Source organism: Dulcicalothrix desertica PCC 7102 (assembly GCF_003991905.1).
In the GTDB taxonomy this organism is placed as follows: domain Bacteria; phylum Cyanobacteriota; class Cyanobacteriia; order Cyanobacteriales; family Nostocaceae; genus Dulcicalothrix; species Dulcicalothrix desertica.
The window spans coordinates 76768-101218 of the sequence record NZ_RSCL01000001.1; the positions used below are offsets into that span (position 1 = coordinate 76768).

Here is a 24451-nt window from a genome sequence, read left to right on the forward strand (position 1 = left end):
AAGTAACGGTGTAAAAAAAGCCAAAAAAACAATCATTATAAAAAAGTATAACGTTTAACAATATGGCTCGCGTCAGAGTTCGGCAGCACGTCAATCCGCTATCATACAAGTACCTAGCATCAACAAACCCAATTAAATGGGAACAAATCTACACCAAACTTAATCAACCTTTACACTTAGATATCGGTTGTGCGCGTGGAAGATTTATATTACAAATGGCGCCACTTCAACCTGACTGGAATTTTTTAGGTTTAGAAATTCGCAAACCATTAGTAGAAGATGCGAACATCACACGCTCAGAATTAAACTTAACCAACGTACATTATTTATTTTGCAACGCCAATAATTCACTCAAACCATTATTATCTACACTACCTCCAGGCGTATTACAGCGAGTCTCAATTCAATTTCCTGACCCCTGGTTTAAAAATCGTCATGCCAAAAGACGTGTAGTTCAACCTGAACTAGTCACAGAATTAGCCGAATTTATGGCGCCATCGGGTATTGTATTTTTACAATCAGATATTGAATTTGTCGCCGAAGAAATGCGCGCGAGATTTTTAGAAAACCCAGCATTTAAAATACAAGGCACCGGAGAATGGTTAGCAGAAAATCCATTACCTGTACCTACTGAAAGAGAAATTTCGACACAAAGCAAAGGTGAACCAGTTTATAGGGTGGTGTTTGAGAAAATTGGCAACGGATGTAACGGATGTAACGGATGAGTTGTATATGGAAAAACAGGATTATTAAAAAACTCACCTGGAAATTCATCAGCTAATCCAAACAACATCTTAGATTAGGTATTTGGATTACTTGCTACAGCTTGACGTAGTTCTACATCCCCATGCAACGCTATCAGTTCAAGTAAGAAAGGCGCCGTCAAAGGGTCTTGTGCAACAGTACGTGCAGTTTCAACGCTCATCACTGCTAATTCTGTCATATTATTCACACTTAGTAGTATGCTTATACTGTTAATGAAACTAATATGGCATAAAAAAGGCGCCTATTACCTGTGAATATTTACAGAGAAATTATGAATTTTTATAAAAAAATTGGAAATTGATCCCCCCTAACAAGAACGCGAATTCGGGGGGACAAGAGAAGTATTCTTAGCCCCCCAAAACATCGTTCTTGTTGGGGGGATTATATAATTTAGTTACAATCTTGTAACTCACATATAATCATAGATATCTGGGACTTCAAGAGATTTAGAAGTATTACCCGCTCGAATATAAAATTCTAGTTTTTCCTTACCTTTCATAAAAGCTCGTTTAGCTGATTTTCTAACGTCAACAGCACAAACATCTTTACCTTCAAGATTTTCAAACCTAATTTTAACTAGTTGGGTAAAGCTGGCACCAATACGGTCGCAAATGAGATTGATGATTGTCTGTTCAAATTGGTCAACATTTTTCTTAGAAAGTAATGACAGGTCTTTTTCTAAACCAAATATATTACCATTATCTTCTACACCAATGATAAGAGTTCCTCCATCGCAATTGAGAAATGCTGCAATTGTTTTGAGAACACTCAGTCTCAGGTCTTCGTTTTTGCGCTCTTGCCTAACATCCCATTGCAGGGTACTTTTATATTCAAGGGTAGGGCTTTCTGGTAACTTGATTAATTCTGCTATTGGTCGAAAATCACCTATCTTACGGAAAGTAGTCAGAAAACGTCGTAGTTTCCTTTCGTCTATTTGCTTTTCTAAAATTTCCCTACTGTCAGCAGCATCAATTACAGTTCTGTTAATAACGGCAATATACTGTCCCCAATAATTGTTTTCTAAATTTTCTCTATTTTCATCAATCCATTGTTCATTTTGGACATTTCCCCAACGATTAAAATATGCTATCGCTTCTTGAATCGATTGGTGTAATGGCTCAAATACATTTCCATATATATTTTTAGACATATAATCCCAGGCGCCCATCTTCAAAGCATTTCTACAATCTGTAACAGTATCGTTAGCAGTTAATATAATGACAACTGAAGAAATATTTAGCTCCTTTACTCGCTCAACAATAGTAAAACCGCTATCATCCTGCTCCATTCTCATATCGGAAATTATCACATCAAATGATTCGTTTAGTTTTTGAGTTGCTTCAGCAACACTAGAAGCTGTTTCAATATTTTTATAGCCAAACTCCTCCCTGAACCCACGATTATCTTCTACTATGAGCAAATGAATATTCCCTGTTTGCATTTATTTAATGCACCTTGTATTAGTTCATAGTCAAATATAACTCATTCTTGATTTATTACTGCATAACTTTATATTTATTCATAATGATAGATTATATGATTATCTTTCTCATACGGTATAAAAATTTCAAATTTAACTCCGTTTTTTCCGCTTTCACGGATATAGGCATCCATCATACCAAAGGTCTTACGAATAATAAAAAGTCCTAAGCCACTACCTCTATCTTCAGAAGAAGTTGTTTTAAAAGGTTGAAAAATCCAATCTTTTTTGTCATCTGGTACGCCTTTACCATTGTCTGAAAACTCAATCGAAAGAAATTTTTGTTTACCAGAGATGTTAGAATTGCAAATTGCTGAAGGATTAACTACATCCTTAGAAGTAATGTAAATCTCCAAATCAGTTTTATCAGAGTTGTGCTTAAGAGAATTTTCCAGTAATTCTTGAATGGCGCTCTTAATTTTTTCCTCATCACCTTCAAATTCTTGGTCACCATTACGAATATCTAAGTAAATAGTTGCATGTTCAATTTTCTGATTGGCTTCCCATTTCTCAAATAACTTCTTAACTAGAAAACGATGACGTTTAATTATAATTCCCTGATTTATTGTTTTTAAGTCATTTAATGCAGCTTGGGTAAATTCCAATTGAGTAAGTAACTTATTAAATCGACTATACTGAGGAGTATCAGGTTGAATTTTTAGTATTGCTCGTTGAGTTTTAGACTTGATTGTCGCTAACTCGTTATTGACAAAATCAGAAATATCGTGAGCAGTCTTAGAAATTATTGCCAAGATTTCTTCATAATCATCATGAGGTATTTGAGCAATTTGTGATTTTTGTTCTGCCTTAAAACGTCCTATCTGCTCAGATACATTCTCAATATTTTTGATGATACTACTGAGTAAGGGATCTTCAGTTTCTGAAAAGTGTAAAATGCGAAAAGCGATACTTTTGAGAATAGCAATCTCATTAGCGATTTTGTGATACATTCCTCGGTTAAGCATTTCGTTATCGCTTAAACCGCTTTGAGAATCAATAATAGTAACCATAATAAAATATTCTTCTTGCTTGCCAGTAGTATAATTGTATAGCAAAAGTCATCTGTAATGGCTGAAAATAATGAATTTTTATGAAAGAGCTTAAAAGCCTAAATGACGCTTATGAGTTATTACAACAGCTTGGCGCCTCTCCTAAGTTAATTTGCCATGTACGTTTAGTTGGAGAAGCTGCTGATTTATTACTGTATAAAATTGAACAAATTGGTATTAAAGTAGATGCAAATTTTGTGCGCTTAGGCGTTGCTTTACATGATGCAGGTAAAATTATTTACACAGAGGAGTTAACAAATAAGGGTTATCAACAGATTTTGAAATGATTGCATTAGGTGGAGAAGAAAGATTAGCTAGAAGTTAAATAACATCTTGTGGAGCGGGCATCCTTGCCCGCCTCTTAATTAATAATATTGAATAACAGGCAGGGATGCCTGTTCCACAAGATTAATCACTCAGGAACTAGAGGCAAAACCACAGTAAAAGTAGTACCTACGTCTACTTGACTTGAAACTGATATTTGACCACCATGAGCATCAACGCATTTCTTGACAATTGATAATCCTAACCCTGTACCTGGTATGGCGCCAACATTTTCTGCACGATGGAAAGGATGAAAAAGTTTAGGTAAATCTTCGTGTGGTATACCAATACCAGAGTCTTGGATTTTAAAAGTGACCTGATGTATATCGCTAAATAACTCAAAACGAATATCTCCACCTTTGTGCGAATACTTAATTGCGTTATTGAGTAGATTACCTAAAATATGTCTCAGCAAAGTTTCGTCCCATAACCCGGTATTGTAGGCGCCACCAGTTTCGTATATAACATTAAGGTGTTTTTCGCTGATTGTAAGATGTGCTTCTGAGATGAGTTGACGGCAAAATGTTTCTAAATTAATTTCGTCTAATTCACAATGAACTTTTCCAGCATCAGCTTTACCGATAAATGACGCTTCGTCTAAAAGCTGTGCCATATTTTTAATCGCAGAGCGTATCAACTGAAAGTGTAAGTGCTTTTTCTCTGGTGATAATCTAGCTTCGTTGTTTTGTAGTAATCCTGCGGCAAGTAAGATTGTATTAAGTGGATTGCGAATGTCATGAGATAGCATTGAGACAAATTCGCTTTTGAACTCGTTGATTTCTTGTTTTTTAATTAATTCGGCAGTATATTCTTCTACACGCATTTCTAACGTGTGGTTAACTGTACGTAAATTTTCTAGCGCATGTTTCCGCTCGATAGCATACCTCAAAGAACGTAACAACATGGCGCCGTTTATTTGACGCTTAACTAAATAATCTTGGGCGCCTTGTCGCACCGCTTCTAAAGCTAATTCTTCATCGTTAGTATTAGTTAACACAACAATTGGTAAACTTGGCGCCAGATTAATCAAAGGTGGGAGCGAAGCGAGTCCATCGCTATCGGGAAGCGTTAAATCGAGTAAAACTACATCAAATGGACATTTAATATCACTAATTTGACATTGACTTAACTCGCGTAGCCCATCTCCCAAACGTTTTACATGTAATAACGAAAACTCGGAAGATTTATGTGTGGCGCCAGTCAGCAACTCTTGTAACAACCTAGCTTCAGCCAAGCTGTCCTCAATTAGCAAAATTTTGACCAAGCTTTCAACCATAAGCAATAAATGTAGAGACGTGATATATCACGTCTCCAGATTTTGTTTTATTCAAGGGGCAAAGTCACCACAGACAGCCAAAAATCCTCAATTATTTTGACAATTTGAAAAAGCTGGCTGAGATTGCGAGATTTAGTAATGTAGCAATTTACGTGTAAATCGTAGCTGTGATAAATATCTTCCTCGTTACTCGAAGTCGTAAGTACTATTACGGGAATACGACGTAATTTTGGGTCTGTCTTTATTTCCGCAAGTACCTCACGTCCATCTTTTCTAGGCAAATTTAAGTCAAGCAATATTAAATCTGGACGTAGTGCATCTTTATACTCACCTTCCTGATTTAAATACGCCATTGCATCAACACCATCACGAGCAGTGATTACTTGGTGAGGAAGTATGCTGTTCTTCAATACTTCTTGGATAAGACGAATATCAGCTTTATTGTCCTCGACCAAAAATATTGTTTTGGACTTTACGTCCTCTCCGCTCACTACGCTGTCCTCCAACCGGAAGTGTAAAGTAAAAAGTGGCGCCTTCACCAAGTTTGGACTCAACCCAAATGCGTCCTCGGTGACATTCTATGATTTTTTTGCAAATTGCTAGTCCCATTCCCGTACCTGGATACTCATCGCGCGTATGTAGACGCTGGAAAATTACAAAGATACGTTCGCTGAATTTCGGGTCAATCCCAATACCGTTATCATACACCGAGAATAACCACTCGTCTTCGAGTCGAGTTGTACTAATGTGAATTTTGGGTGTTTCGTCACTGTGGAATTTAATGGCATTACCAACCAAATTCTGGAACAACTGCATTAGCTGGGTGCGGTCTGCCATAACCGTCGGCAAATCATCATGCGTAATTATTGCCTTGGTTTCTGCTGTGCGCTGACGTAAATGTGTTAACGCACGTTCTAATGATGTATTTGCATCTGTTAGTTCAAATTCAACCGCTTGCACATCAACTTTAGAATATGCCAATACATCATCGATTAAGGTTTGCATTAAGCTAACACCTTCGACGGCATAATTAATAAACTCAGTCGCATCCTCATCAAGTTCATTACTATAGCGCATCTCTAATAGCTGCACATAATTTGCCACTTGATTTAATGGTTCTTGCAAATCGTGCGATGCAACGTAAGCAAACTTTTTCAACTCAGCATTAGATAGTTCTAAGTCACGCGCGAGTTGAGCTAATTCATCAGCTTGCCGCAATACAATATTAACAATCCCTTTGCGTAATTCTAACGCTGCTTTTACCTCAACCAACTTCCAAGGTAACGAAGTCAACCGTACCGTTTGTTTCCACAATTCAAACGATTTACGTGGACTGATGCGTAAATGTCCTTCTGTTTGACTATATTCAAAGGCATTATTTGGGTCTCCACCCCAATTTACAGTTTGTATAACTTCTGGACGGAACCACAGCACATAATTACGTTTAGAAATCGGAATCGCTAGTAAACCACTGGCAACATTTTTATATTTTTCCGCATCTGGATAATGCTGTGGTAGCGAATTGGTATAAAATACATCTTCATTTACGTTCGCTTGTAGCCATTGAATAAGATAATTTAAATCTTCTTCTTTGGGAGTTTCACCAATTAACGTGTATTTTCCGCCAAAATAAACTGCTGCACCCTGTGCTTCCGCTAAATCTAGTAAATTCGGTTGATGCTGTACCAAACCATCAACAAAATTTTCTGATTGCGACATATATTCAACTAATTTCGATTGAATATGTGTAAGCTGCATTCGGTAATCATAATCTTGAGTTTCTTCGTGCGCTGATATTTCTGAAAATATTACCCTTCCTAAAAACTCGCAAGCTTTACGCAATTCGTAAGAAACATATTTCGGTGTTTGATGATGACATGCAATAAGACCCCACAACTGACCGTCTTTTATCAAAGAAATTGTCATCGAGGCGCCGACACCCATATTATGTAGATATTCAATGTGACACTTTGAAGCACTTCTCAATACCGAATTAGTCAAATTTGCTGGTGACTCGGTAATTGGATTTATAGCAGGTACAACTTCTACGGGTTCAGCGTGAGTATCAGGTATCAACCGAATCCAATTTGAAGCAAACAATTTACGTGCAGGTTTAGGAATATCAGACTCAGGATAATGTAATCCCAAATATGACTCCAAATGACTGAGCTTTTCTTCCCCAATGACAGAACCATGTCCATCATGGTCAAACTTATACAGCATTACCCTGTCAAACCCAGTAATTTTTCTAACCTCCTGCACAATAATTTGGCAAAAATCGCGAAGATTAGTAGTAGACTCAAGCCTATTAATGGAAGTACGCGCTAAATGATAAAAACTTAAGAACGGAATATTTTCGTGTGCAAAAGTTGGTTCTAACTCTAAAACCAAAAAACCTTCCGACGTGCGATGAAAAACAGCATCAAACACAGCATAATCATCACCTCTTTTCCGCACCCATATTTTCGTTGGGTTCAAATAATCAAGACTTTCGGCTGTCAACCCAGTTTGAATTTGCTCAACCTGGAAAGGGTCGAGTAAATCAAAAAGCGTTCCTTCTAACAAATCTGACTCAGTTATGCCAAAGTGAGTATACACATTACTACTCACCTGTAATATGCTTAATTCAGGCTCTTGTAAAACAATCAGCACACCATGCGGCTGAATTTGAGTATTGAGATGAATTGGCGCCTCTCTTAATTGCGTCAAATTAACGCTTTGTAAACTTGTATCATTAATCATTACAGTCCCCTCTCAAAACGTAGGTTGGGTGGAGGCTTTGCGGAACCCAACATAAATACTCGCGATTTGTTGGGTTCCGTTCCTCCACCCAACCTACCAAGATACAAATTAATTTTGATTTTATTTTCTAGCTTTAAGATTTTAACAACAAGTAAATTCACTGATGAATAATAAATGTAAAATATACTAATTTACCTAATCTCGCTTTTGTTAAGTAATAAGTATATATGTGTAGAAAAGATAAGAAGTGATAAAAAACACAAATGTAGAGATATATCGCGTCTCTACAATGTGCGGTTTATGAATGATATGCGGAGTACCAGATTGACTATATTTATAGTAAAATTGAATAAATAATATAGTTTTTGTGCTGATAAAATTAATATATGACCGAGTTACTTGAACAAGCAATAGCCAAACTCAAGACCTTGCCGACTAATGAGCAAGATGCTATGGCTGCAATGATTTTAGAAGAATTGGAAGAAGAAAGGCTATGGGATGAAGCTTTTAGCCGCTCAAAAGATAAACTTGCTCTCCTTGCTGCTCAGGCAACGGCTGATTATTATGCAGGAAAAACTGAAGAGTTAGACCCAGACACATTGTGAATTCGCGTATTAATGCTCAGTTCCGCACCAGCTTTGGTTATCTACCTGAACAAGTTAAAGAGCAAACCCGTCAAGCATACCGTCTATTTAAACAAGATCCAAGCCATCCTAGCTTGCGCTTTAAAAAGGTGAATCCAGAATTACCTATTTACTCTGCTCGAATTAACAAAAGTTATCGAGCAGTTGGAAAATTAGAAGGAGATACAATTATTTGGTTTTGGGTTGGTTCCCATACAGAATACGATAGGTTACTGTTACTGAAAAAATCTTTGTTTGCAATAAATAATATCATGTCCGGTAGCGTAACCGTAATAAAATCCTTGTCCTGATGTTACATGTAACGTCTCTACATTGTGGGCAATCAACCAGACATGATATAACTCATCCGTTACATCCGTGTTCATCCGTTGCAAACCTCTCTTCTCTGTGAACTCTCGTGGTCTCTTTGGTAAAAATAATTACTGACTGCACAGTTCGTATGCCTGTGCTACAAGATTAAATCCAGGAATTAAACCACATTCGTAATTTGTACGCTTCTGAAGTGAGTGGTAAACCAAGATATAATGGCAACCAGAATAGAAAAGCCCCGATAATTAAAAATGTTATAGTTACACCTAGCGCGCGTAACGTAGCTATATAACTGCGAAGCAATTGGTCTACAACCCAAGCTATTGCCATAAAAGCAAACACTACCCCCGTCATATAGTGGTAGATAAACAAACACCGCGTTACTTTTACCCACGGCATTAAATTAACTAAATAATTTACTACTAAGTACAAACCAATCCAAATATCGATACTTAGCTCCGGTACTACTAAGCGCTGTTGCTGTAACGAAGGCGCCACCAATTTCCAAACAAGCATCCCAAATAAAAGTATAATTGCCGCTAACCCAAACCACCACAAAAACGGATTCCCCATTGCGTGAACATCATAAATAACTTTGCCTGCACCTTGTGGTAACGGTGGGCCAAACACAGGTAAAGGGTCTTGAAAACTCTGAGTAGTTTGATAATAATACGCCATCGGTCGCGTCATCAGGGGCCACTTATACCAAGCTGCACAGTAAGGGTGAACAGCAGCGTTGTTCCCACCCATACGTCCGTGGAACCCCAAGATTTGTTTGTGAACCTCAATAAAGTTGTACTTCGTGTCAAGTAATAAATGGGGAATCCAAATAACACTGTAAATTATAACGGGAATAATTCCCAAATATAGGGCAACGTGAAAAATGTTTAACTGCGTCAGGTTTTGAAGTGGAGATATTTGCAGAGTTTTTACGCGATATTTAGTTGCAGTCTGACTACTAAAGGCTTTATTGCTCAATTTATGTGCATATTCTTCATGTGTCTCACTATCGCTTGTTTTTTTGCGTAATATCTGAAATCCCCAAGCGATAACCCACATACTATAGGCGCCCAAAAGGTACCATAAACCATTCCATTTTGTCGCAATTGAGGCGCCAAAAGCAATACCTGCCACTGCTAAATATATATGGCGCCGTTGATTTTTCTTATTAAGTGCTAAAAGCAACAAAAACTGACCAAGTAAACCGCAGATAACTATATATTGATTAATCAAAGCGTAGCGCGCTTCGACAATAAAAATACCGTCCAATGCGGTAAATAACCCAGCAATTAAACCAAAACTGCGACGGTGACTAAGTTGATAAGCGATACCAGCAATAAGTAACCCAATAAACGAACCAGTAAAAGCATTCATCCAACGGTAAGCAAGCGGAGACATTAACGACCCCGCTAAACCATTAACTTCACTTTGCCACCAAGGTACATGTTTACCAATCCAAATACCCAAAGCAATAACTAACTTACCAAATGGCGGATGACCATCGAAGAACGGCACACCTGTCAGATAATCATTACCAAACTTCGCGTAGTAAACCTCATCAAATACAAGCGTATTGAATCTTCCCAGTCCCCAAAACCGTAAAGCGAGTGATAGCAAAAACACACTCACCAAACCTATTTGAAACCATTTTTTAGTCATGAGTTAGAAGTAATGAGTTCTGAGTGCTGAGTGCTTTGAACTTCTTTACTCAGAACTCAGCACTCAGCACTTTCTACTTGCCATTTTCTACTTTAGCGATTTCTAGCATTGTTTTTAAAACCGAATCAGGATTTAAGCTAATTGTGTCAATTCCTTCTTCGACTAGAAACTGGGCAAACTCTGGATAGTCACTAGGCGCCTGTCCACAAATACCTATCTTACGATTTTTGCGCTTTGCTGCTTGAATTGCCATTTTTACCATTCGTTTGACACCTTCGCTACGTTCGTCAAATAACGCAGCGACCAAAGAAGAATCTCTATCAATTCCTAACGTTAGCTGTGTTAGGTCATTTGAACCAATCGAGAATCCATCAAAAACTTCAGCAAATTCTTCTGCCATAATGACATTATTGGGCAATTCGCACATTACATAAATCTGTAAACCCTTATCACCCTGCTTCAATCCATTTTTCGCCATTTCTTCAATCACCAAACGTCCTTCGGATGGAGTACGGCAGAAGGGTATCATTGGTATCAAATTTACTAAACCCATGCAATCACGAGCAATTTTGAGTGCGCGACATTCTAACGCAAATGCATCGCGATAACCTGCATCATAATAACGCGCGGCGCCTCGCCATCCTAACATTGGGTTTTCTTCGTTGGGTTCAAATTGTCTACCACCAAGTAAATTAGCGTATTCGTTACTCTTAAAGTCCGACATTCTGACAATTACAGGTTTAGGATAAAACGCTGCTGCAATAGTCGCAACACCTTGTGTTAGCTTATCAACGAAATACTGCGATTTATCTTCGTACTGTGCCGTCATCTGGGCTATTTTCGCTTTTGCAACTTCGTCTTTTAACTCGTTGTAACGTAGCAAAGCCATTGGGTGTGTCTGAATTTGGTTGGCAATAATAAACTCAGTGCGCGCTAAACCTACTCCATCGTTAGGAATCATTGATAATTTCAACGCTTCCTGTGGGTTGCCAACGTTCATTAAAATTTTAGTACGTGTACGAGGTAAATTCTCTAACGGTATTTCTTCAACTTCAAAAGGTAATAACCCACTGTAAACTCGTCCTTCTTCACCTTCTGCACAAGAAACAGTTACTTCTTGACCAGTTTCTAACACCTGTGTTGCATTAATACAGCCAACAATTGCCGGAACTCCTAATTCCCGCGCAATAATTGCAGCGTGACATACTCTTCCACCCGAATTTGTGACAATAGCACTTGCACGCTTCATTATTGGTTCCCAGTCCGGGTCAGTTCTATCTGTGACGAGTACTTCCCCTGGTTGAAACTCATTAATTTTATCTGTGTCAACAATTACCCTAACTTTACCTCGATTAATCATCTCCCCAACTGCACGACCTGTCACCAAAAGATTTTTCTCTTCTCCTAGCAGCTTATATGTTCTTAATACTGCATGGTTTTTCTGTGACTGTACGGTTTCAGGACGTGCTTGCACTATAAATAACTCGTTTGTAATACCGTCTTTTGCCCACTCAATGTCCATTGGACTTGTGGCGCCGTTTACAATTGAGTAATGGTCTTCAATTAAACATGCCCACGAAGCTAATTGTAATATTTCATCATCCGTAAGAGCATATCTATTTTGGTCTTCTTTAGATACTGGAATATTATTAGTTGTTGACCCTTCATAAACCATCTTTAAAGCTTTACTACCCAATTTTTTATTTATAATGGGTCGAAAACCATCTTTTAATGTTGGTTTAAATACATAATACTCATCGGGATTTACGGTTCCTTGGACTACATTTTCACCTAACCCATAAGCAGCAGTAATAAGTGCAGTGTTTTCAAAACCAGTTTCAGTATCAATACTAAACATTACCCCCGATGTCGCTAAGTCAGAACGCACCATTTTTTGCACTCCAACAGCAAGGGCAATATCAAAATGGTTAAAGTTTTTAGCTTCACGGTAAGATATTGCACGGTCAGTAAATATGGAAGCAAAGCAGCGATGACACGCATTTAAAACCGCTTCAATGCCAGTAATATTAAGATATGTATCTTGCTGTCCTGCAAAACTAGCATCAGGTAAATCTTCAGCAGTTGCAGAAGAACGCACAGCAACATCAGTATTTTCATTGTACTGCTCGCAAAGCTTTTGATAGGCGCCACTTATTGCATCCTCCAAATCTGCTGGGAAAGGAGTATTCATTAACAAAGCGCGCGCTTCGGAACCAACAAGTTTAAGATTATTAATATCTTCAACATCAAGGTCATGAAACAGCTTGCGGAGCTTCTCTTCTAACTGTGCGGACTGTAGGAAATATCGATAAGCGTATGCAGTGGTGGCAAAACCATTAGGAACATTAACACCTTGAGGTTTAAGCTGTTGAATCATCTCTCCCAACGAGGCATTTTTCCCACCAACAAAAGGAATATCTTTTATACCAACCGAATCAAACCAAAGGATAAAAGCTTGTTCTATGGAGGATTGAGATAAAGTGTTCTTGGTTAATACCATAGCTTGCATACCTCCTAAAATAGATGCTTTAGTTACCAGGGAAAATACCCCCTTACTTCGGGTATATCACATGTAACCATAAATTGCCCTATCATTTATTTAGGGTTTGTATAAACTATTTTCTTCTCTTGTATCTTGTATCTTGTGGAGCGGGCATCCCGGAGCGCCGAATAATTTCTTTACTGATAATTTTGTAGCAAATACTACAGATATTTGATAAAAATTGCTTTTCTTTTTGATTGCTGGAATTTACCCTAGTATAAAAATATGCCTGAAATTATTTTGAATTCCCTTTCAGAAGCGCACGTAATTTACTCATTACTTATTTCTTTCCATCCTAAAATAGCCGAAACTTGATTTGCTAATTCTGTTGGGTTGAAAGGTTTGGCGATAGCGTCTTTTATGCCTTGCTCTGCATAACGGCGCCTATCGCTAGCTTGAATTTTTGCTGTTAGTAATATTACTGGTATATTTTTGGTGACAGAATTTGCTTGAAGTTTCTCGAAGGTGGCAATACCGTCTATATCGGGCATCATCACATCGAGTAAAATCGCGTCAGGTAGCTCAGTCTCAGCTTTTGAGACACATTCCATTCCAGAACCTGCTGTTATTACTTCCCAACCTGCAATAGTTTCTAAGCAAATTTTCGTAACTTCTTGAATATACTCTTCATTATCTACTACTAAAATGCGCTTCATATACACACCATAAACAAATGCCCTTACTCGATTGGAATAGTTACGTAAAAAGTACTTCCCTCACCCAAGGTACTTTCTACCCAAATGTTTCCATTATGCTGCTGAATTATACTTCTACAAATTGCTAACCCTAAACCTGTGCCATCTTGCCGACGTGCGTCAGAAGCATCAAGCTGTTGAAATCGATCGAAAATAATTTCTAGTTTATCCTCCGGAATACCACGTCCATTATCTTTAACAATAAATAACACTTCTTTCTCTTGCTGAATAGCTTCTAACCAAATATTTGTGTTTGATTTTGAAAATTTAATCGCGTTGCTTAATAAATTAGTCAGAGTTCTAACAATTCTGTCTGGGTCTACCCACACATCTACAGATAACTTCGTTACCGATAAAACTACCTCTGCTTTTTCGGCAAGAGGTTGAATGACATTAACAGCTTCGGTGATCAAATCAGCAACGTTACAAGTTTGCTTAGACATTTTAACCCGACCTGACTCGATACGCTCTATATCTAATATGTCATTAATTAATCTGACCAAACGTTCGGTACTATCAGTTGCTATTTGCAGTAAACGCTGACTTTGTTGTGAGTCTGGTTTGAGTAAACCACTCGCTAACATACCCAGTGAACCATGAATTGATGTTAATGGAGTTCGCAGTTCGTGACTGACGACTGATATAAACTCGTTTTTCATGCGTTCGATTTGCTTTCTGTCGCTGACATCTTGCAAGTAAACCGTGTAAACTGTTTCATCCCCTAATTTTAATTTAGATATCGAAGCTTCAGCAGGAAACTCTGTACCATCTTTTCGTTGGCCATATATTTCCCGTCGTTCTCCCATTTTTCTGGACTGGTTTGGAGATGTTTCAAAGTCTGATACATGGCGCCGATGTATTTTAGTATATCTTTGAGGTAATAGTAAATCGAGAGGTTGACCTAATACTTCGGATGCTAAATAACCAAATATTCTCTCGGCGCCGGAGTTAAACAAAGTGATACACTGTTCGCTATCAATCGAAATAATCGCATCCGAGGCAATGCTAACAATACCTGCAAACAAAGCTTGAGAATTTCGCAGTGCTTCTTGCATTTGTAAACGTCTTTCAAGTTCACACTGCAAAGTTTGATTGACTTTAACTAGTTCATTAGTACGTTCTTGTTCTCGACGTAGTGAAATAATACCATACGCCAAATCAGCAGTTAATTGTTCTAGTTGCTTAATAAACTCAGTATCAAAAGAATCTGGTTCTCCAAAAATATTGATAATACCAAATGCTTTGTGTTTCCATATCAAAGGTATTGAGACACCAATATTATTTTCTTGTTTAAATAGACATGTTTTCGCAGTAGTAACAGCATTAATCGCGACATCTAATAAATTATCTGTTCCTGTGTTGCCTGAAGATGCTACTGGAATAATACTAAGTGGTTCTTCGGTTTCTACGAAACCTACCCACACATATTTATACTTCCCAAATTCAGTAAGTGTGTTACAGATATCGCGTAATAAATCTAACTCATTTTGTGCGCGTAGTAATGATTTATTACAAGCCTGCATAGCTTTAAGCATACGATTTACATGACGTAACGAAGCTTGTGCCTGCAAAAGTCGCAGCTTATTACGTTCCAAACGGTTGAAAATGCGATTCACTAGCTCAGGGCCAATTATTGGTTTACTGACAAAATCATCGGCGCCGACGGTAAAAACCTGATTTATAATTCCTGCATCATTATGAACTGTCAGAAACAAAATAGGCAAATCGCTCCAGTCGCTATCATTGCGGACTTGTTGACATAGTTCAATTCCACTCATTTGTGGCATTTCTATATCTAAAATTACTAAATCTGGCTTAACGGTTTGAAGTGTACTGTGAAAATGCTGGGGATTCTCTAATGTCCAAACTTGTAACCCCCACGGAGCAAGCAAAGTTTCCAAAACTGCTAAAATTTTGGGGTCATCATCAACTACTAAAATCCGAGCAACCGCTCGTTCGTCTTCTACTTCTTCTACTTCTTCTATCACAGATGTCGATAAAGGGGATAGTTCGATTGCTTGCTGCAATGCTTTAACTAGATTACCAAATTTAGTTACATCATCTATATCTAAACTTTTAACTTTGAGTAGCTTTAATTGTACATGAGAGTACTAAAATAAACTCGGTTTTCCTAATCAACCGAGTTCATATTGTAAATTAAACAAATTTTTCGCTAATTAAATAATTAAAACTTTAAATTTACAACTATCCTGCGGAGTATATCTCCCATTTCTCTTGTTTTTTACGTGTTTCTAGCAAAGTGACTCTTGAAGAAACATACTTTTCATCAAAAGCAGGCATAACTTCCCAGCAATTACGGCAAAACCAGTAAACTTGATTACCTCGTACATGCCTTAGCAATACATTAGAACAACAAGGACAGTTACTCATATTCAACACTCATCTTTCATTGGTAGTATTACAAGGCTTAATCTTGCTCTACTTCAAAAGTATTTCGAGAATGTGAGGAACTTGTGAGGAATCTTAATACTTGTTACAAAAATTTACTAATTATATAGAACAGGGCGGGCAAGGATGCTAACCCCATAAGACAATAAATTTAAAATTTTCTGGTTTGGCAGAATCGTCTTAACACTCACTTAACCAAGTTTCTAAATCAGCAATAGAAGTAAAATCTAACAGCGCTTCTCCCAATTCTTCTAACTTTTGCGTGGAAAGACTTTGAATTCGTTCCTGCTGCTGAGTACTTAAGTTACCAAAGCGACGATTAAGTAAACGTTGAGCGAACAAGACAGCTTCGCGTTGCATTCCCTGTTGCATTCCCTGTTCTATTCCCCGTTCCATCCAATCTGTAACGATTTCCATAACTTCCTCCTGCTTTCTTGGTTCTATAGTAGCAATTAGTCTTTGAAATTCAGCTTCTTCAGCCGCGTTAAGTTTAAGGTAAGTACCGATAAATCCTGAGATTAACTCAATTTGTGCGGGGTTAAGTCCTAAAGATGTAAGTAATTGTAGCGATAATAATTTTACAGTTGGTCGTTCTTCGGTGCCCATTCGCATTTTAGACATCAAAGCGCAAGCAACTGGATTTCTGATATTAACAAAATCTTGCCAGTCTAATTGATTTAATTGTACAACTCGGTATTCAAACTTAAGAGGCGCCCATTCAGGAAAGTCAATTTTAAAAGAAGATGCCTCTTGGGTTAACGGTGCATCATGAGAGTATATAACGATGGGATATATGGGCAGGCGATACTCTTTATACAAATGCGTGTAGTATAAAAAATTTCTTTGGTTAAAGTTATTCTTAGTATACGACTGGTGTTCGACATGTATAATAAATGACTTTTCCTGATTTTGAAACAAAGCTTGCACCAATATATCTACAATCTTCTTTTCACCATCGATGATATCTGTAATTATTTCTTGTGGCAAGAATTGGAGTGAGTTGCGCTGCCAATAGTTACTAATATCTGGAAAAAATAGCTCTATGAACTCTGGGAAAAAATTCTTTAACAGTTTTTTGAATAAACCATCGTGGTCAATCATATGCGGATGCAGCTGGTCTTTGTACTTATTGGTACTTGATTATTCATCATATTTATTCAAATGTGAATCATTCTGTAATATTTATTGATTGATACATGTATAATGATAAATAGCATACATTTTTGGATAGGCAGGGATGCCTGTTCCACAAGATGGCCACAAGAGGGGATGATAATGTTACCTAGAGGAACTGCGATAAAGTGGTGACTGTCTTATTCTTAAAGACAGGTATATATAAATAGTGGGTGAGAAAGTGTATTTTAGCGTTGTTATTCCAACTTATAATCGTAAACCTATATTAGAAAAATGCCTTCGAGCATTAGAAGCACAGCAACTTAGCTCATCAACAGTGACAGGATATGAGGTTGTTGTTGTTGATGATGGTTCGACAGATGGAACTTTAGAGTGGTTAAGTTCAAATCAAAGTGAGTTTCCACATGTGCGAACTTTTGAACAAAACCATGCTGGCCCTGCTGCTGCGCGTAATTTGGGAGTTGAGAAAGCCAATGGTGATATAATTATCTTTATAGATAGTGATTTAGTTGTTACCGAAACCTTTTTGCAGTCTCACGCTGATGCTCTTGTGGCTGGGCAAGCTCAACTAGGCAGTGATAAATTTTTTACATATGGCGCCGTCATTAACACAGCTAACTTTGAAAATCCAACTTCAGAACCCTATAAAATAACAGACTTTTCAGCAGCATTCTTTGCCACAGGTAATGTTGCCATACCTAAACACTGGTTAGAAAAAGCAGGATTATTTGATACAGGCTTTCAATTATACGGCTGGGAAGACTTAGAACTTGGAGTTCGGCTCAAAAATCTCGGTATAAAATTAATCAAATGTCCGCAAGCAGTAGGTTATCATTGGCACCCAGCATTCAACACAGACCAGATTCCCAACTTAATAGACAAAGAAATACAGCGTGGACGCATGGGAGTCTTATTCTATCAAAAGCATCCCACTTGGGAAGTGCGAATGATGATTCAAATGACTTTGCTACATCGTATTTTGTGGGGAACCCTTTCTTTAAACGGTTTCTTGAACGAACGCACGATGCTCCCCGTACTACGTTGGTTGATAAGTATTGGCAAATCGCAGTTAGCATTAGAACTAGCAAGAATTTTCCTAAATTGGTACAACGTTAAAGGAGTTTACCAAGCATACGCGGAAATGAAACCTAATCTATCGTAAAGAAACCGGGCTGATGATGAGATTTTGTGCGTGAACTTGTAATCTATCGTAAAGAAACCGGGCTTCTAATGAGATTTTGTGCGTGAACTTGTAATCTATCGTAAAGAAGCCCGGTTTCTAGGGCAAGGTGCAACTGGGTGAAAATACACCGTTTTTTTCATAAAAACCGCCATCAAAGCCCCTGCTAAAATGTGTTAACCTTGTATGGTTCTTTAAATTCCACACATCCTGGAATACGTCGGGTGTTTCCAATTTTATATGGAGATACACCAGGATGGAGGTTTAACCCGAATAGGAGAAAAGTAGACATGCCAGTAGTTTCATTGGCTCAAATGATGGAGTCAGGGGTTCACTTTGGGCATCAAACCCGCCGCTGGAACCCTAAAATGGATCCTTATATTTACACTGCTCGCAACGGTGTACATATTATTGATTTGGTGCAAACCGCTCAGTTGATGGATGAAGCATATAACTATATGCGTTCTCAAGCTGAGTCCGGCAAAAAGTTTCTATTTGTAGGAACCAAGCGCCAAGCAGCAGGTATTATCGCTCAAGAAGCAGCTCGATGTGGCTCACACTATATTAACCAACGCTGGTTAGGTGGAATGCTCACAAACTGGGCAACAATTAAAACCCGTGTAGACCGTTTAAAAGACTTGGAACGTCGTGAAGAAAGCGGCGCCTTAGACTTATTACCGAAAAAAGAAGCTTCAATGCTGCGTCGAGAAATGACAAAGTTACAGAAGTACCTCGGTGGTATCAAAACGATGCGGAAAGTACCCGATGTAGTGGTAATTGTTGACCAACGTCGTGAGTATAATGCTGTTCAGGAATGTCAAAAATTAAGTATACCCATCGTGTCAATGTTAGATACTAACTGCGACCCCGATGTAGTAGATATTCCTATCCCAGCTAACGACGATGCGATTCGTTCGATTAAGTTAATAATCGGCAAACTCGCAGACGCAATCTACGAAGGTCGTCACGGTCAGTTAGAAGCCGAAGAAGAGTACGAAGACTACGAAGGTGGCGAAGAAGAGTTAGATGATACCGACTACAGCGAATACAAGTCGGAAGACGAAGAAGAACAATAGTAAGTAATGAGTGTTGAGTGCTGAGTGCTGAGTGCTGAGTAGTAAGTAAGGAGTTAGGGGTTAGGAGTTAGGAGTTAGATAACATTTAAACTCTTAACTCAGCACTCAGCACTCTTAACTCAGCACTCTTGGTTCAGCACTCAGCACTCAGCACTCAGCACTTTCAACTCATTAGTTTAGGGATTGAGGCAATATGGCGGAAGTATCTGCAAAACTTGTCCAAGAGCTGCGCCAAAAAACTGGCGCCGGCATGATGGACTGTAAAAAAGCACTGAAAGAAAACGAAGGTGATATTGAAAAAGCCTCCGAATGGTTACGGCAAAAAGGTATCTCCAAAGCTGATAAAGCAGCAGGAAAAGTGACTGCTGAAGGACTTGTTGAGACTGCTGTTCAACAAGATGGTCGCGTTGGTGTTTTGCTAGAAGTAAACTGCCAAACCGACTTTGTTGCGCGTAATGATGCTTTTAAAGCTCTTGTAAGCAATCTTGCTCTTCAAGCTGTTACCGCAAGTAGCGTTTCGGAACTGTTGTCTCAACCTTATATTGAGAATAAAGATTTAACAGTTGCTGAAATTTTAAAGCAACAAGTGGCACAGTTGGGTGAAAACATGCAAGTGCGCCGCTTAGAAAATTTCTCACTCAATAGCGGAACACAAGGTGTAGTTGAAAGCTACATCCATACAGGTGGAAGAGTTGGTGTTCTAGTTGAATTAGACTGCCAAAATACTGCTGCAAATAACGAAGAATTTAAAACTTTGGCACGCAACATCGCGATGCAAGTTGCAGCATGTCCAAACGTTGAGTATGTCAACGTCGAAGAAATACCCACTGAAATTGCTCAAAAAGAAAAAGAAATTGAAATGGGACGCGATGACCTCGCGAACAAGCCTGATAATATCAAAGAAAAAATCGTTCAGGGACGAATTGACAAGCGTCTCAAAGAAATGACTTTGGTTGACCAGCCTTATATTCGTGACCAAAGCATCACCGTTGAGGAGTTAGTTAAGCAAGCAAGTAACAAACTCGGTGACACCATCGAAGTTAAGCGCTTTGCTCGCTTTGTTCTAGGTGAAGGTATCGAGAAACAAGAAATGAGCTTTGCTGATGAAGTCGCAGCGCAAATAGGCGCCAAGTAAGAGCGCGCTTATAAACACTTTATATCATGGCAGGTCAAGCTTTGAGCCTGACCTGTTTTTGATTTAACATTCCAAAACTCTATAATCTATAATATCTACATACACAAGTACTAAGGTAACGATTTTCAAATTTTTTGTAGTTATATAAATATATGGACAGAAAAAGCTTATGGCGAGAGCGATTGAGCGAATTGAGAAAGACATCAAAGCATTAGAAGAGGCCGCAAGTGGAATTGCGAACTCATTACAAGACTCTTACACTAATTATTTTGCCGCGCTAGGTAAAGCAGTACGGCAGCAGTTAATTTTAGCTACCTACCACTTGTGTACCCAAGGATACCCACAAATATTTTTACAGTTGTCTTTGAATCAAAGGCAAAAATTGCAGCAATCAATCCGTAATCTTGGCACACAGACAGCAGAACAGTTAGAAAAGTACACAAAGCCAGGAGCAGAGCCAGCACCCAATCCAGAAGATACATTAATACTGCACGATACCACACAACAAAAACCAGCAGATGTAAAAGAAGCAGATGCTAGAGAAATAGACACTGCATATGCAAACGATGAGCAGGATGAGAGAAAAAATCAGCAAGAAAATTCCTCTGAAGCAATTCCTTTATCGTTTATTGAGTTATTAGCAAGCGAAGGGTCTCCCTTTAACATGGAAGACATGGAAGACATGGACATAGAAGACATGGACATAGAAGACATGGAAGACATGGAGGACATGGAGGACATGGAGGACATGGAGGAATTTGACGACGACGAAGACACCGACGACAGCGAGGAAGAGGAATCGGCGCAATCGCAACCTGAAAAAAAATCTGAAGCAAAGAAAACGATTCGTCGATTCCCTAAAATTCCAATATTTCCACTAATAAATCCAGTTCCTTTACGTTTTTCGGATATTAATGCTTCAAACCCGATGGAAATTAACCGATGGGTGCAAAGTCTTGAAATATCTACACAATTTGCACTAAAAAAGCTTTCGCGCGAAGCTAATTTGCTACTGCAAAAATCTGACATTTTACCTAAAAAACTACCCGAACCAGTTATAGAAGCTGCTGCAACTGTATCTGAAGCTGCCGATGTGATGCCGGGACCACCCAATGTTTTAAGCGTTGTAATAGAAGTAGAAAGTGAAAAAAAAGGTGACTCCAGTCTGACACAAATTATGGCAGTTAACTTACGGTTACCAGAAATTGAATTTGCTGATTCCCAAGTTTCTGTAACCCGTAAGCAACTTCGTATTCTTCATGGCCAGTTACATAAACTGCGTCGTGACTACTTCAAAAAACAACGCGAACTAGCAGTTGCACAAGCTGAAGCTGCTTGGCGTGCAAGTTGGTTTGATGATTTATAGATAAAGAGCGAAATCCAGAAATCGAAATGGCTATTGAGAAACCAGATTGGTTAAGATTACAAAAAGCTTTGGCAATAGAAGCGGAACAAGGCTTCACCGACTTAGTAGGGAGGCAATACCGCTTCAGTGAATTTTTGTGCTTAACATTTGGTAAATTTCCTTCGGGAATACCAAGTGAAGAACGTGACCGTTGGCAACAACTAGCAGCCGAATATGCTGATTATTCAAGTCTTGATATTGCCTCACGCCAGAGTTTAGTCGCTCAAACTCGTCGCTACATCCATCAATTTATTTCTACTGAATCCGGGATGGAAGTTGAGAAAATTGCCACTCCAAAAATCTCAGTATCAGAATCAAAACCAAACTATAAAACTCCAAACGCCAAATCTCCATTATCTCCCGAAATATCACGCCGACTTGCCCCAGCACTCAACCAAAAAATTAGCGAATTATCCGAAATTGGTCCACGTCAAGCCGATAAATTAGCTCGGCTTGGTTTATATACCGTGCGTGACTTACTATATTATTTCCCACGCGACCACATCGACTACGCGCGTCAAGTTCGCATCAACGAACTACAAGCCGGAGAAACAGTAACTATAGTGGCAACAATAAAAAGCTGTAGTTGTTTTACAAGTCCAAAAAATAAAAAATTAACAATATTAGAATTACAACTGCGCGACAACACCGGGCGCCTTAAAATTGGTCGTTTTTACGCAGGCGCCCGTTATTCGAGTCGAGCTTGGCAAGAAAGCATCAAGCGTCAATATGCAGCTGGTACAGTAGTAGCAGTATGTGGACTAGTAAAAGCAAGTAAATACGGTAAAACAATAGATAATCCAGAAATAGAAGTATTAGCCAATCCTGGTGATGAAATAGAATCTTTAACAATCGGACGAGTAGTACCAATATATGCCCTTACCGAAGGAGTTGTTGCATCTTTAGTTCGCCAAGCAGTAACAGCAGCAATGCCAGCAGCACAACTAATTAAAGACCCATTACCAAAAGGTTTGCGCGACAAATACAACTTAATGGAATTAAAAGATGCCATTAACAACATCCATTTTCCTCCTGATAGCGACTCATTAACAGGCGCCCGTCGTCGTTTAGTATTCGATGAATTTTACTACCTTCAACTAGGTTTACTTCAACGTCAGCACAAAGCCAAACAAATTCAAACTAGTGCAGTACTTGTTCCCAAAGGGCAACTCGTAGACGAATTTTATAAAATATTACCCTTTCAACTCACAGGCGCCCAACAGCGAGTAATAAACGATATACTTGGCGACCTTCAAAAAACAGTACCAATGAATCGCTTAGTACAGGGTGACGTAGGTTCTGGTAAAACAGTAGTAGCCGTAATAGCATTACTAGCAGCAATACAATCAGGATATCAAGGTGCATTAATGGCGCCAACCGAAGTATTAGCAGAACAACACTATCGTAAACTAGTAAGCTGGTTTAACTTATTGCACCTTCCCGTCGAACTACTAACAGGTTCAACAAAGGCATCAAAACGGCGCCAAATCCACGCGCATCTCGAAACCGGAGAACTACCATTACTGGTAGGAACCCACGCCTTAATTCAAGACCCAGTAAACTTTAATCGTCTTGGTCTAGTAGTAATTGACGAGCAACACCGCTTCGGAGTCGAGCAACGCGCCAAACTACAGCAAAAAGGCGCCCAACCTCATGTATTAACAATGACCGCCACCCCCATTCCCCGTACCCTAGCACTAACTATTCACGGGGACTTAGACGTAAGCCAAATAGACGAATTACCACCAGGACGCCAAGCCATTAAAACCACCGCACTAACATCAAGTCAGCGAGAAGATGCATATGATTTGATGCGTCGCGAAATAGCTCAAGGGCGCCAGGTATATGTAGTATTACCATTAGTAGAAGAATCAGAAAAACTCGATTTACGTTCCGCCGTAGAAGAACATCAAAACTTACAAGAAGCTGTATTTCCAGACTTAAAAGTTGGGTTACTGCATGGACGCATGAGTTCAGCAGAAAAAGACGAAGCAATTACTAAATTTAGGGACGGAGAAACACAAATCTTAGTATCTACCACAGTTGTGGAAGTCGGTGTAGACGTACCCAATGCCACAGTAATGCTCGTTGAAAACGCCGAAAGATTTGGATTATCACAATTACACCAATTACGTGGTCGTGTCGGTAGAGGCGCCGCACAATCATATTGTTTATTAATGAGCAGTTCCAAAAGTGCCGATGCCCAACAACGATTAAAAGTATTAGAACAATCACAAGACGGCTTTTTCATCTCAGAAATGGACATGCGTTTTCGTGGTCCCGGCGAAGTATTAGGAAGAAAACAATCAGGAGTAGCAGACTTCACCTTAGCAAGCTTAGTAGAAGACGAACAAATATTAATACTCGCACGTAATGCAGCAGAAAAAGTCATGGAAATAGACCCAACATTAGACCGTTGGTTCTTAATGAAAGAAGAACTAAAATATCGACATGAGCGTTTAATGGGAGGCGCTATTTTAACTTAAAATTGTAGGTTGGGTGGAGGCTCGCATGAACCCAACACCAACCATTACAAACAAAAAAAATAACCAAAATATAAATACAATAATTTCAAACTGAAACACTGTTAACGTAATATATTAGAGAAAATTTTTAAGTGTGAGGCA

Annotated in this window: 20 protein-coding genes and 1 pseudogene; 9 read left to right on the forward strand and 12 right to left on the reverse strand. The window is 38.7% G+C overall.

Annotation, left to right across the window (positions count from 1 at the left end):
• Positions 1-62 precede the first annotated feature (62 nt).
• Positions 63-725 carry a tRNA (guanosine(46)-N7)-methyltransferase TrmB gene (trmB, locus tag DSM106972_RS00355; RefSeq protein ID WP_127077783.1) on the forward strand — a complete coding sequence of 221 codons (663 nt, stop codon included), beginning with the start codon at positions 63-65 and terminating at the stop codon, positions 723-725.
• A 74-nt stretch (positions 726-799) separates the two neighbouring features.
• Here the strand turns inward: trmB and DSM106972_RS51085 are convergent, their stop codons facing one another.
• The 3 genes from DSM106972_RS51085 to DSM106972_RS00365 all read right to left on the reverse strand — a co-directional run bounded on the left by DSM106972_RS51085 (position 800) and on the right by DSM106972_RS00365 (position 3255).
• Positions 800-943, reverse strand: a complete 144-nt coding sequence (locus tag DSM106972_RS51085) for a hypothetical protein (RefSeq protein ID WP_158632739.1) — start codon at positions 941-943, stop codon at positions 800-802.
• 231 nt (positions 944-1174) lie between these two features.
• Positions 1175-2206, reverse strand: coding sequence for an RNA-binding domain-containing protein (locus tag DSM106972_RS00360; RefSeq protein ID WP_127077785.1), 1032 nt, complete (start codon positions 2204-2206; stop codon positions 1175-1177).
• Positions 2207-2280: 74 nt separating this feature from the next.
• Positions 2281-3255, reverse strand: a complete 975-nt coding sequence (locus DSM106972_RS00365; protein ID WP_127077787.1) for a sensor histidine kinase — start codon at positions 3253-3255, stop codon at positions 2281-2283.
• Between the two features lie 80 nt (positions 3256-3335).
• Between DSM106972_RS00365 and DSM106972_RS00370 the strand changes: the two genes are divergently transcribed.
• A complete protein-coding gene (locus tag DSM106972_RS00370; RefSeq protein WP_127077789.1) occupies positions 3336-3581 on the forward strand; it encodes a hypothetical protein in 246 nt (81 codons plus the stop codon).
• A gap of 125 nt (positions 3582-3706) precedes the next feature.
• Here DSM106972_RS00370 and DSM106972_RS00375 read toward each other — a convergent pair whose 3' ends face one another.
• The 3 genes from DSM106972_RS00375 to DSM106972_RS00385 are packed head-to-tail and all read right to left on the reverse strand — an operon-like array spanning position 3707 to position 7636.
• Complete coding sequence (locus tag DSM106972_RS00375) at positions 3707-4894, reverse strand: hybrid sensor histidine kinase/response regulator (protein WP_127077791.1); 1188 nt, start codon at positions 4892-4894, stop codon at positions 3707-3709.
• A gap of 47 nt (positions 4895-4941) precedes the next feature.
• Entirely contained in the window at positions 4942-5349 is a 408-nt protein-coding gene (locus DSM106972_RS00380) for a response regulator (protein ID WP_411675263.1), read from the reverse strand.
• Positions 5333-7636 (reverse strand): sensor histidine kinase, encoded by a 2304-nt coding sequence (locus DSM106972_RS00385; protein ID WP_127077795.1) that lies wholly within the window; start codon positions 7634-7636, stop codon positions 5333-5335. The genes DSM106972_RS00380 and DSM106972_RS00385 overlap by 17 nt, the downstream gene beginning before the upstream one ends.
• 386 nt (positions 7637-8022) lie before the next feature.
• Between DSM106972_RS00385 and DSM106972_RS00390 the strand changes: the two genes are divergently transcribed.
• Positions 8023-8241, forward strand: coding sequence for a hypothetical protein (locus DSM106972_RS00390; protein WP_127077797.1), 219 nt, complete (start codon positions 8023-8025; stop codon positions 8239-8241).
• Positions 8238-8570: a ParE family toxin-like protein gene (locus DSM106972_RS00395; protein WP_233787284.1), complete on the forward strand. Its 333-nt coding sequence runs from the start codon at positions 8238-8240 to the stop codon at positions 8568-8570. Before DSM106972_RS00390 ends, DSM106972_RS00395 begins: the two co-directional genes overlap by 4 nt.
• Positions 8571-8736: 166 nt before the next feature.
• Here the strand turns inward: DSM106972_RS00395 and DSM106972_RS00400 are convergent, their stop codons facing one another.
• The 6 genes and pseudogenes from DSM106972_RS00400 to DSM106972_RS00425 all read right to left on the reverse strand — a co-directional run bounded on the left by DSM106972_RS00400 (position 8737) and on the right by DSM106972_RS00425 (position 16995).
• Positions 8737-10248 (reverse strand): dolichyl-phosphate-mannose--protein mannosyltransferase, encoded by a 1512-nt coding sequence (locus DSM106972_RS00400; RefSeq protein ID WP_127077799.1) that lies wholly within the window; start codon positions 10246-10248, stop codon positions 8737-8739.
• 73 nt (positions 10249-10321) lie between these two features.
• A complete protein-coding gene (ppsA, locus tag DSM106972_RS00405; RefSeq protein ID WP_186538553.1) occupies positions 10322-12757 on the reverse strand; it encodes a phosphoenolpyruvate synthase in 2436 nt (811 codons plus the stop codon).
• 302 nt (positions 12758-13059) lie between these two features.
• The gene (locus DSM106972_RS00410; RefSeq protein ID WP_411675264.1) at positions 13060-13446 is read right to left on the reverse strand and encodes a response regulator; all 387 of its coding nucleotides are present in this window, start codon (positions 13444-13446) and stop codon (positions 13060-13062) included.
• A gap of 23 nt (positions 13447-13469) precedes the next feature.
• Positions 13470-15422: pseudogene (locus DSM106972_RS00415) on the reverse strand (ATP-binding response regulator); the annotation flags it as partial.
• A 268-nt stretch (positions 15423-15690) separates the two neighbouring features.
• The gene (locus DSM106972_RS00420) at positions 15691-15876 is read right to left on the reverse strand and encodes a hypothetical protein (RefSeq protein ID WP_127077805.1); all 186 of its coding nucleotides are present in this window, start codon (positions 15874-15876) and stop codon (positions 15691-15693) included.
• A gap of 198 nt (positions 15877-16074) precedes the next feature.
• The gene (locus DSM106972_RS00425) at positions 16075-16995 is read right to left on the reverse strand and encodes a DUF4351 domain-containing protein (protein WP_127077807.1); all 921 of its coding nucleotides are present in this window, start codon (positions 16993-16995) and stop codon (positions 16075-16077) included.
• Positions 16996-17248: 253 nt separating this feature from the next.
• On the opposite strand from DSM106972_RS00425, the gene DSM106972_RS00430 reads away from it, so the two are divergent.
• From DSM106972_RS00430 to recG, 5 genes are all read left to right on the forward strand, one after another.
• Entirely contained in the window at positions 17249-18190 is a 942-nt protein-coding gene (locus DSM106972_RS00430; RefSeq protein ID WP_233787285.1) for a glycosyltransferase family 2 protein, read from the forward strand.
• Positions 18191-18498: 308 nt separating this feature from the next.
• Entirely contained in the window at positions 18499-19284 is a 786-nt protein-coding gene (gene rpsB, locus DSM106972_RS00435) for a 30S ribosomal protein S2 (protein WP_127077811.1), read from the forward strand.
• A gap of 193 nt (positions 19285-19477) precedes the next feature.
• Complete coding sequence (gene tsf / locus DSM106972_RS00440; protein ID WP_127077813.1) at positions 19478-20419, forward strand: translation elongation factor Ts; 942 nt, start codon at positions 19478-19480, stop codon at positions 20417-20419.
• 169 nt (positions 20420-20588) lie between these two features.
• A complete protein-coding gene (locus tag DSM106972_RS00445; protein ID WP_127077815.1) occupies positions 20589-21785 on the forward strand; it encodes a hypothetical protein in 1197 nt (398 codons plus the stop codon).
• Between the two features lie 26 nt (positions 21786-21811).
• The gene (recG, locus tag DSM106972_RS00450) at positions 21812-24310 is read left to right on the forward strand and encodes an ATP-dependent DNA helicase RecG (RefSeq protein WP_127077817.1); all 2499 of its coding nucleotides are present in this window, start codon (positions 21812-21814) and stop codon (positions 24308-24310) included.
• The last annotated feature ends 141 nt before the right edge of the window (positions 24311-24451 follow it).

Bases quoted from the DNA above. Each gene is read 5' to 3' on its own strand.
- trmB (WP_127077783.1), top strand. From the start codon at position 63: ATGGCTCGCGTCAGAGTTCGGCAGCACGTCAATCCGCTATCATACAAG.
- DSM106972_RS51085 (WP_158632739.1), bottom strand. From the start codon at position 943: ATGACAGAATTAGCAGTGATGAGCGTTGAAACTGCACGTACTGTTGCA.
- DSM106972_RS00360 (WP_127077785.1), bottom strand. From the start codon at position 2,206: ATGCAAACAGGGAATATTCATTTGCTCATAGTAGAAGATAATCGTGGG.
- DSM106972_RS00365 (WP_127077787.1), bottom strand. From the start codon at position 3,255: ATGGTTACTATTATTGATTCTCAAAGCGGTTTAAGCGATAACGAAATG.
- DSM106972_RS00370 (WP_127077789.1), top strand. From the start codon at position 3,336: ATGAAAGAGCTTAAAAGCCTAAATGACGCTTATGAGTTATTACAACAG.
- DSM106972_RS00375 (WP_127077791.1), bottom strand. From the start codon at position 4,894: ATGGTTGAAAGCTTGGTCAAAATTTTGCTAATTGAGGACAGCTTGGCT.
- DSM106972_RS00385 (WP_127077795.1), bottom strand. From the start codon at position 7,636: ATGATTAATGATACAAGTTTACAAAGCGTTAATTTGACGCAATTAAGA.
- DSM106972_RS00390 (WP_127077797.1), top strand. From the start codon at position 8,023: ATGACCGAGTTACTTGAACAAGCAATAGCCAAACTCAAGACCTTGCCG.
- DSM106972_RS00400 (WP_127077799.1), bottom strand. From the start codon at position 10,248: ATGACTAAAAAATGGTTTCAAATAGGTTTGGTGAGTGTGTTTTTGCTA.
- ppsA (WP_186538553.1), bottom strand. From the start codon at position 12,757: ATGCAAGCTATGGTATTAACCAAGAACACTTTATCTCAATCCTCCATA.
- DSM106972_RS00410 (WP_411675264.1), bottom strand. From the start codon at position 13,446: ATGAAGCGCATTTTAGTAGTAGATAATGAAGAGTATATTCAAGAAGTT.
- DSM106972_RS00420 (WP_127077805.1), bottom strand. From the start codon at position 15,876: ATGAGTAACTGTCCTTGTTGTTCTAATGTATTGCTAAGGCATGTACGA.
- DSM106972_RS00425 (WP_127077807.1), bottom strand. From the start codon at position 16,995: ATGATTGACCACGATGGTTTATTCAAAAAACTGTTAAAGAATTTTTTC.
- rpsB (WP_127077811.1), top strand. From the start codon at position 18,499: ATGCCAGTAGTTTCATTGGCTCAAATGATGGAGTCAGGGGTTCACTTT.
- tsf (WP_127077813.1), top strand. From the start codon at position 19,478: ATGGCGGAAGTATCTGCAAAACTTGTCCAAGAGCTGCGCCAAAAAACT.
- DSM106972_RS00445 (WP_127077815.1), top strand. From the start codon at position 20,589: ATGGCGAGAGCGATTGAGCGAATTGAGAAAGACATCAAAGCATTAGAA.
- recG (WP_127077817.1), top strand. From the start codon at position 21,812: ATGGCTATTGAGAAACCAGATTGGTTAAGATTACAAAAAGCTTTGGCA.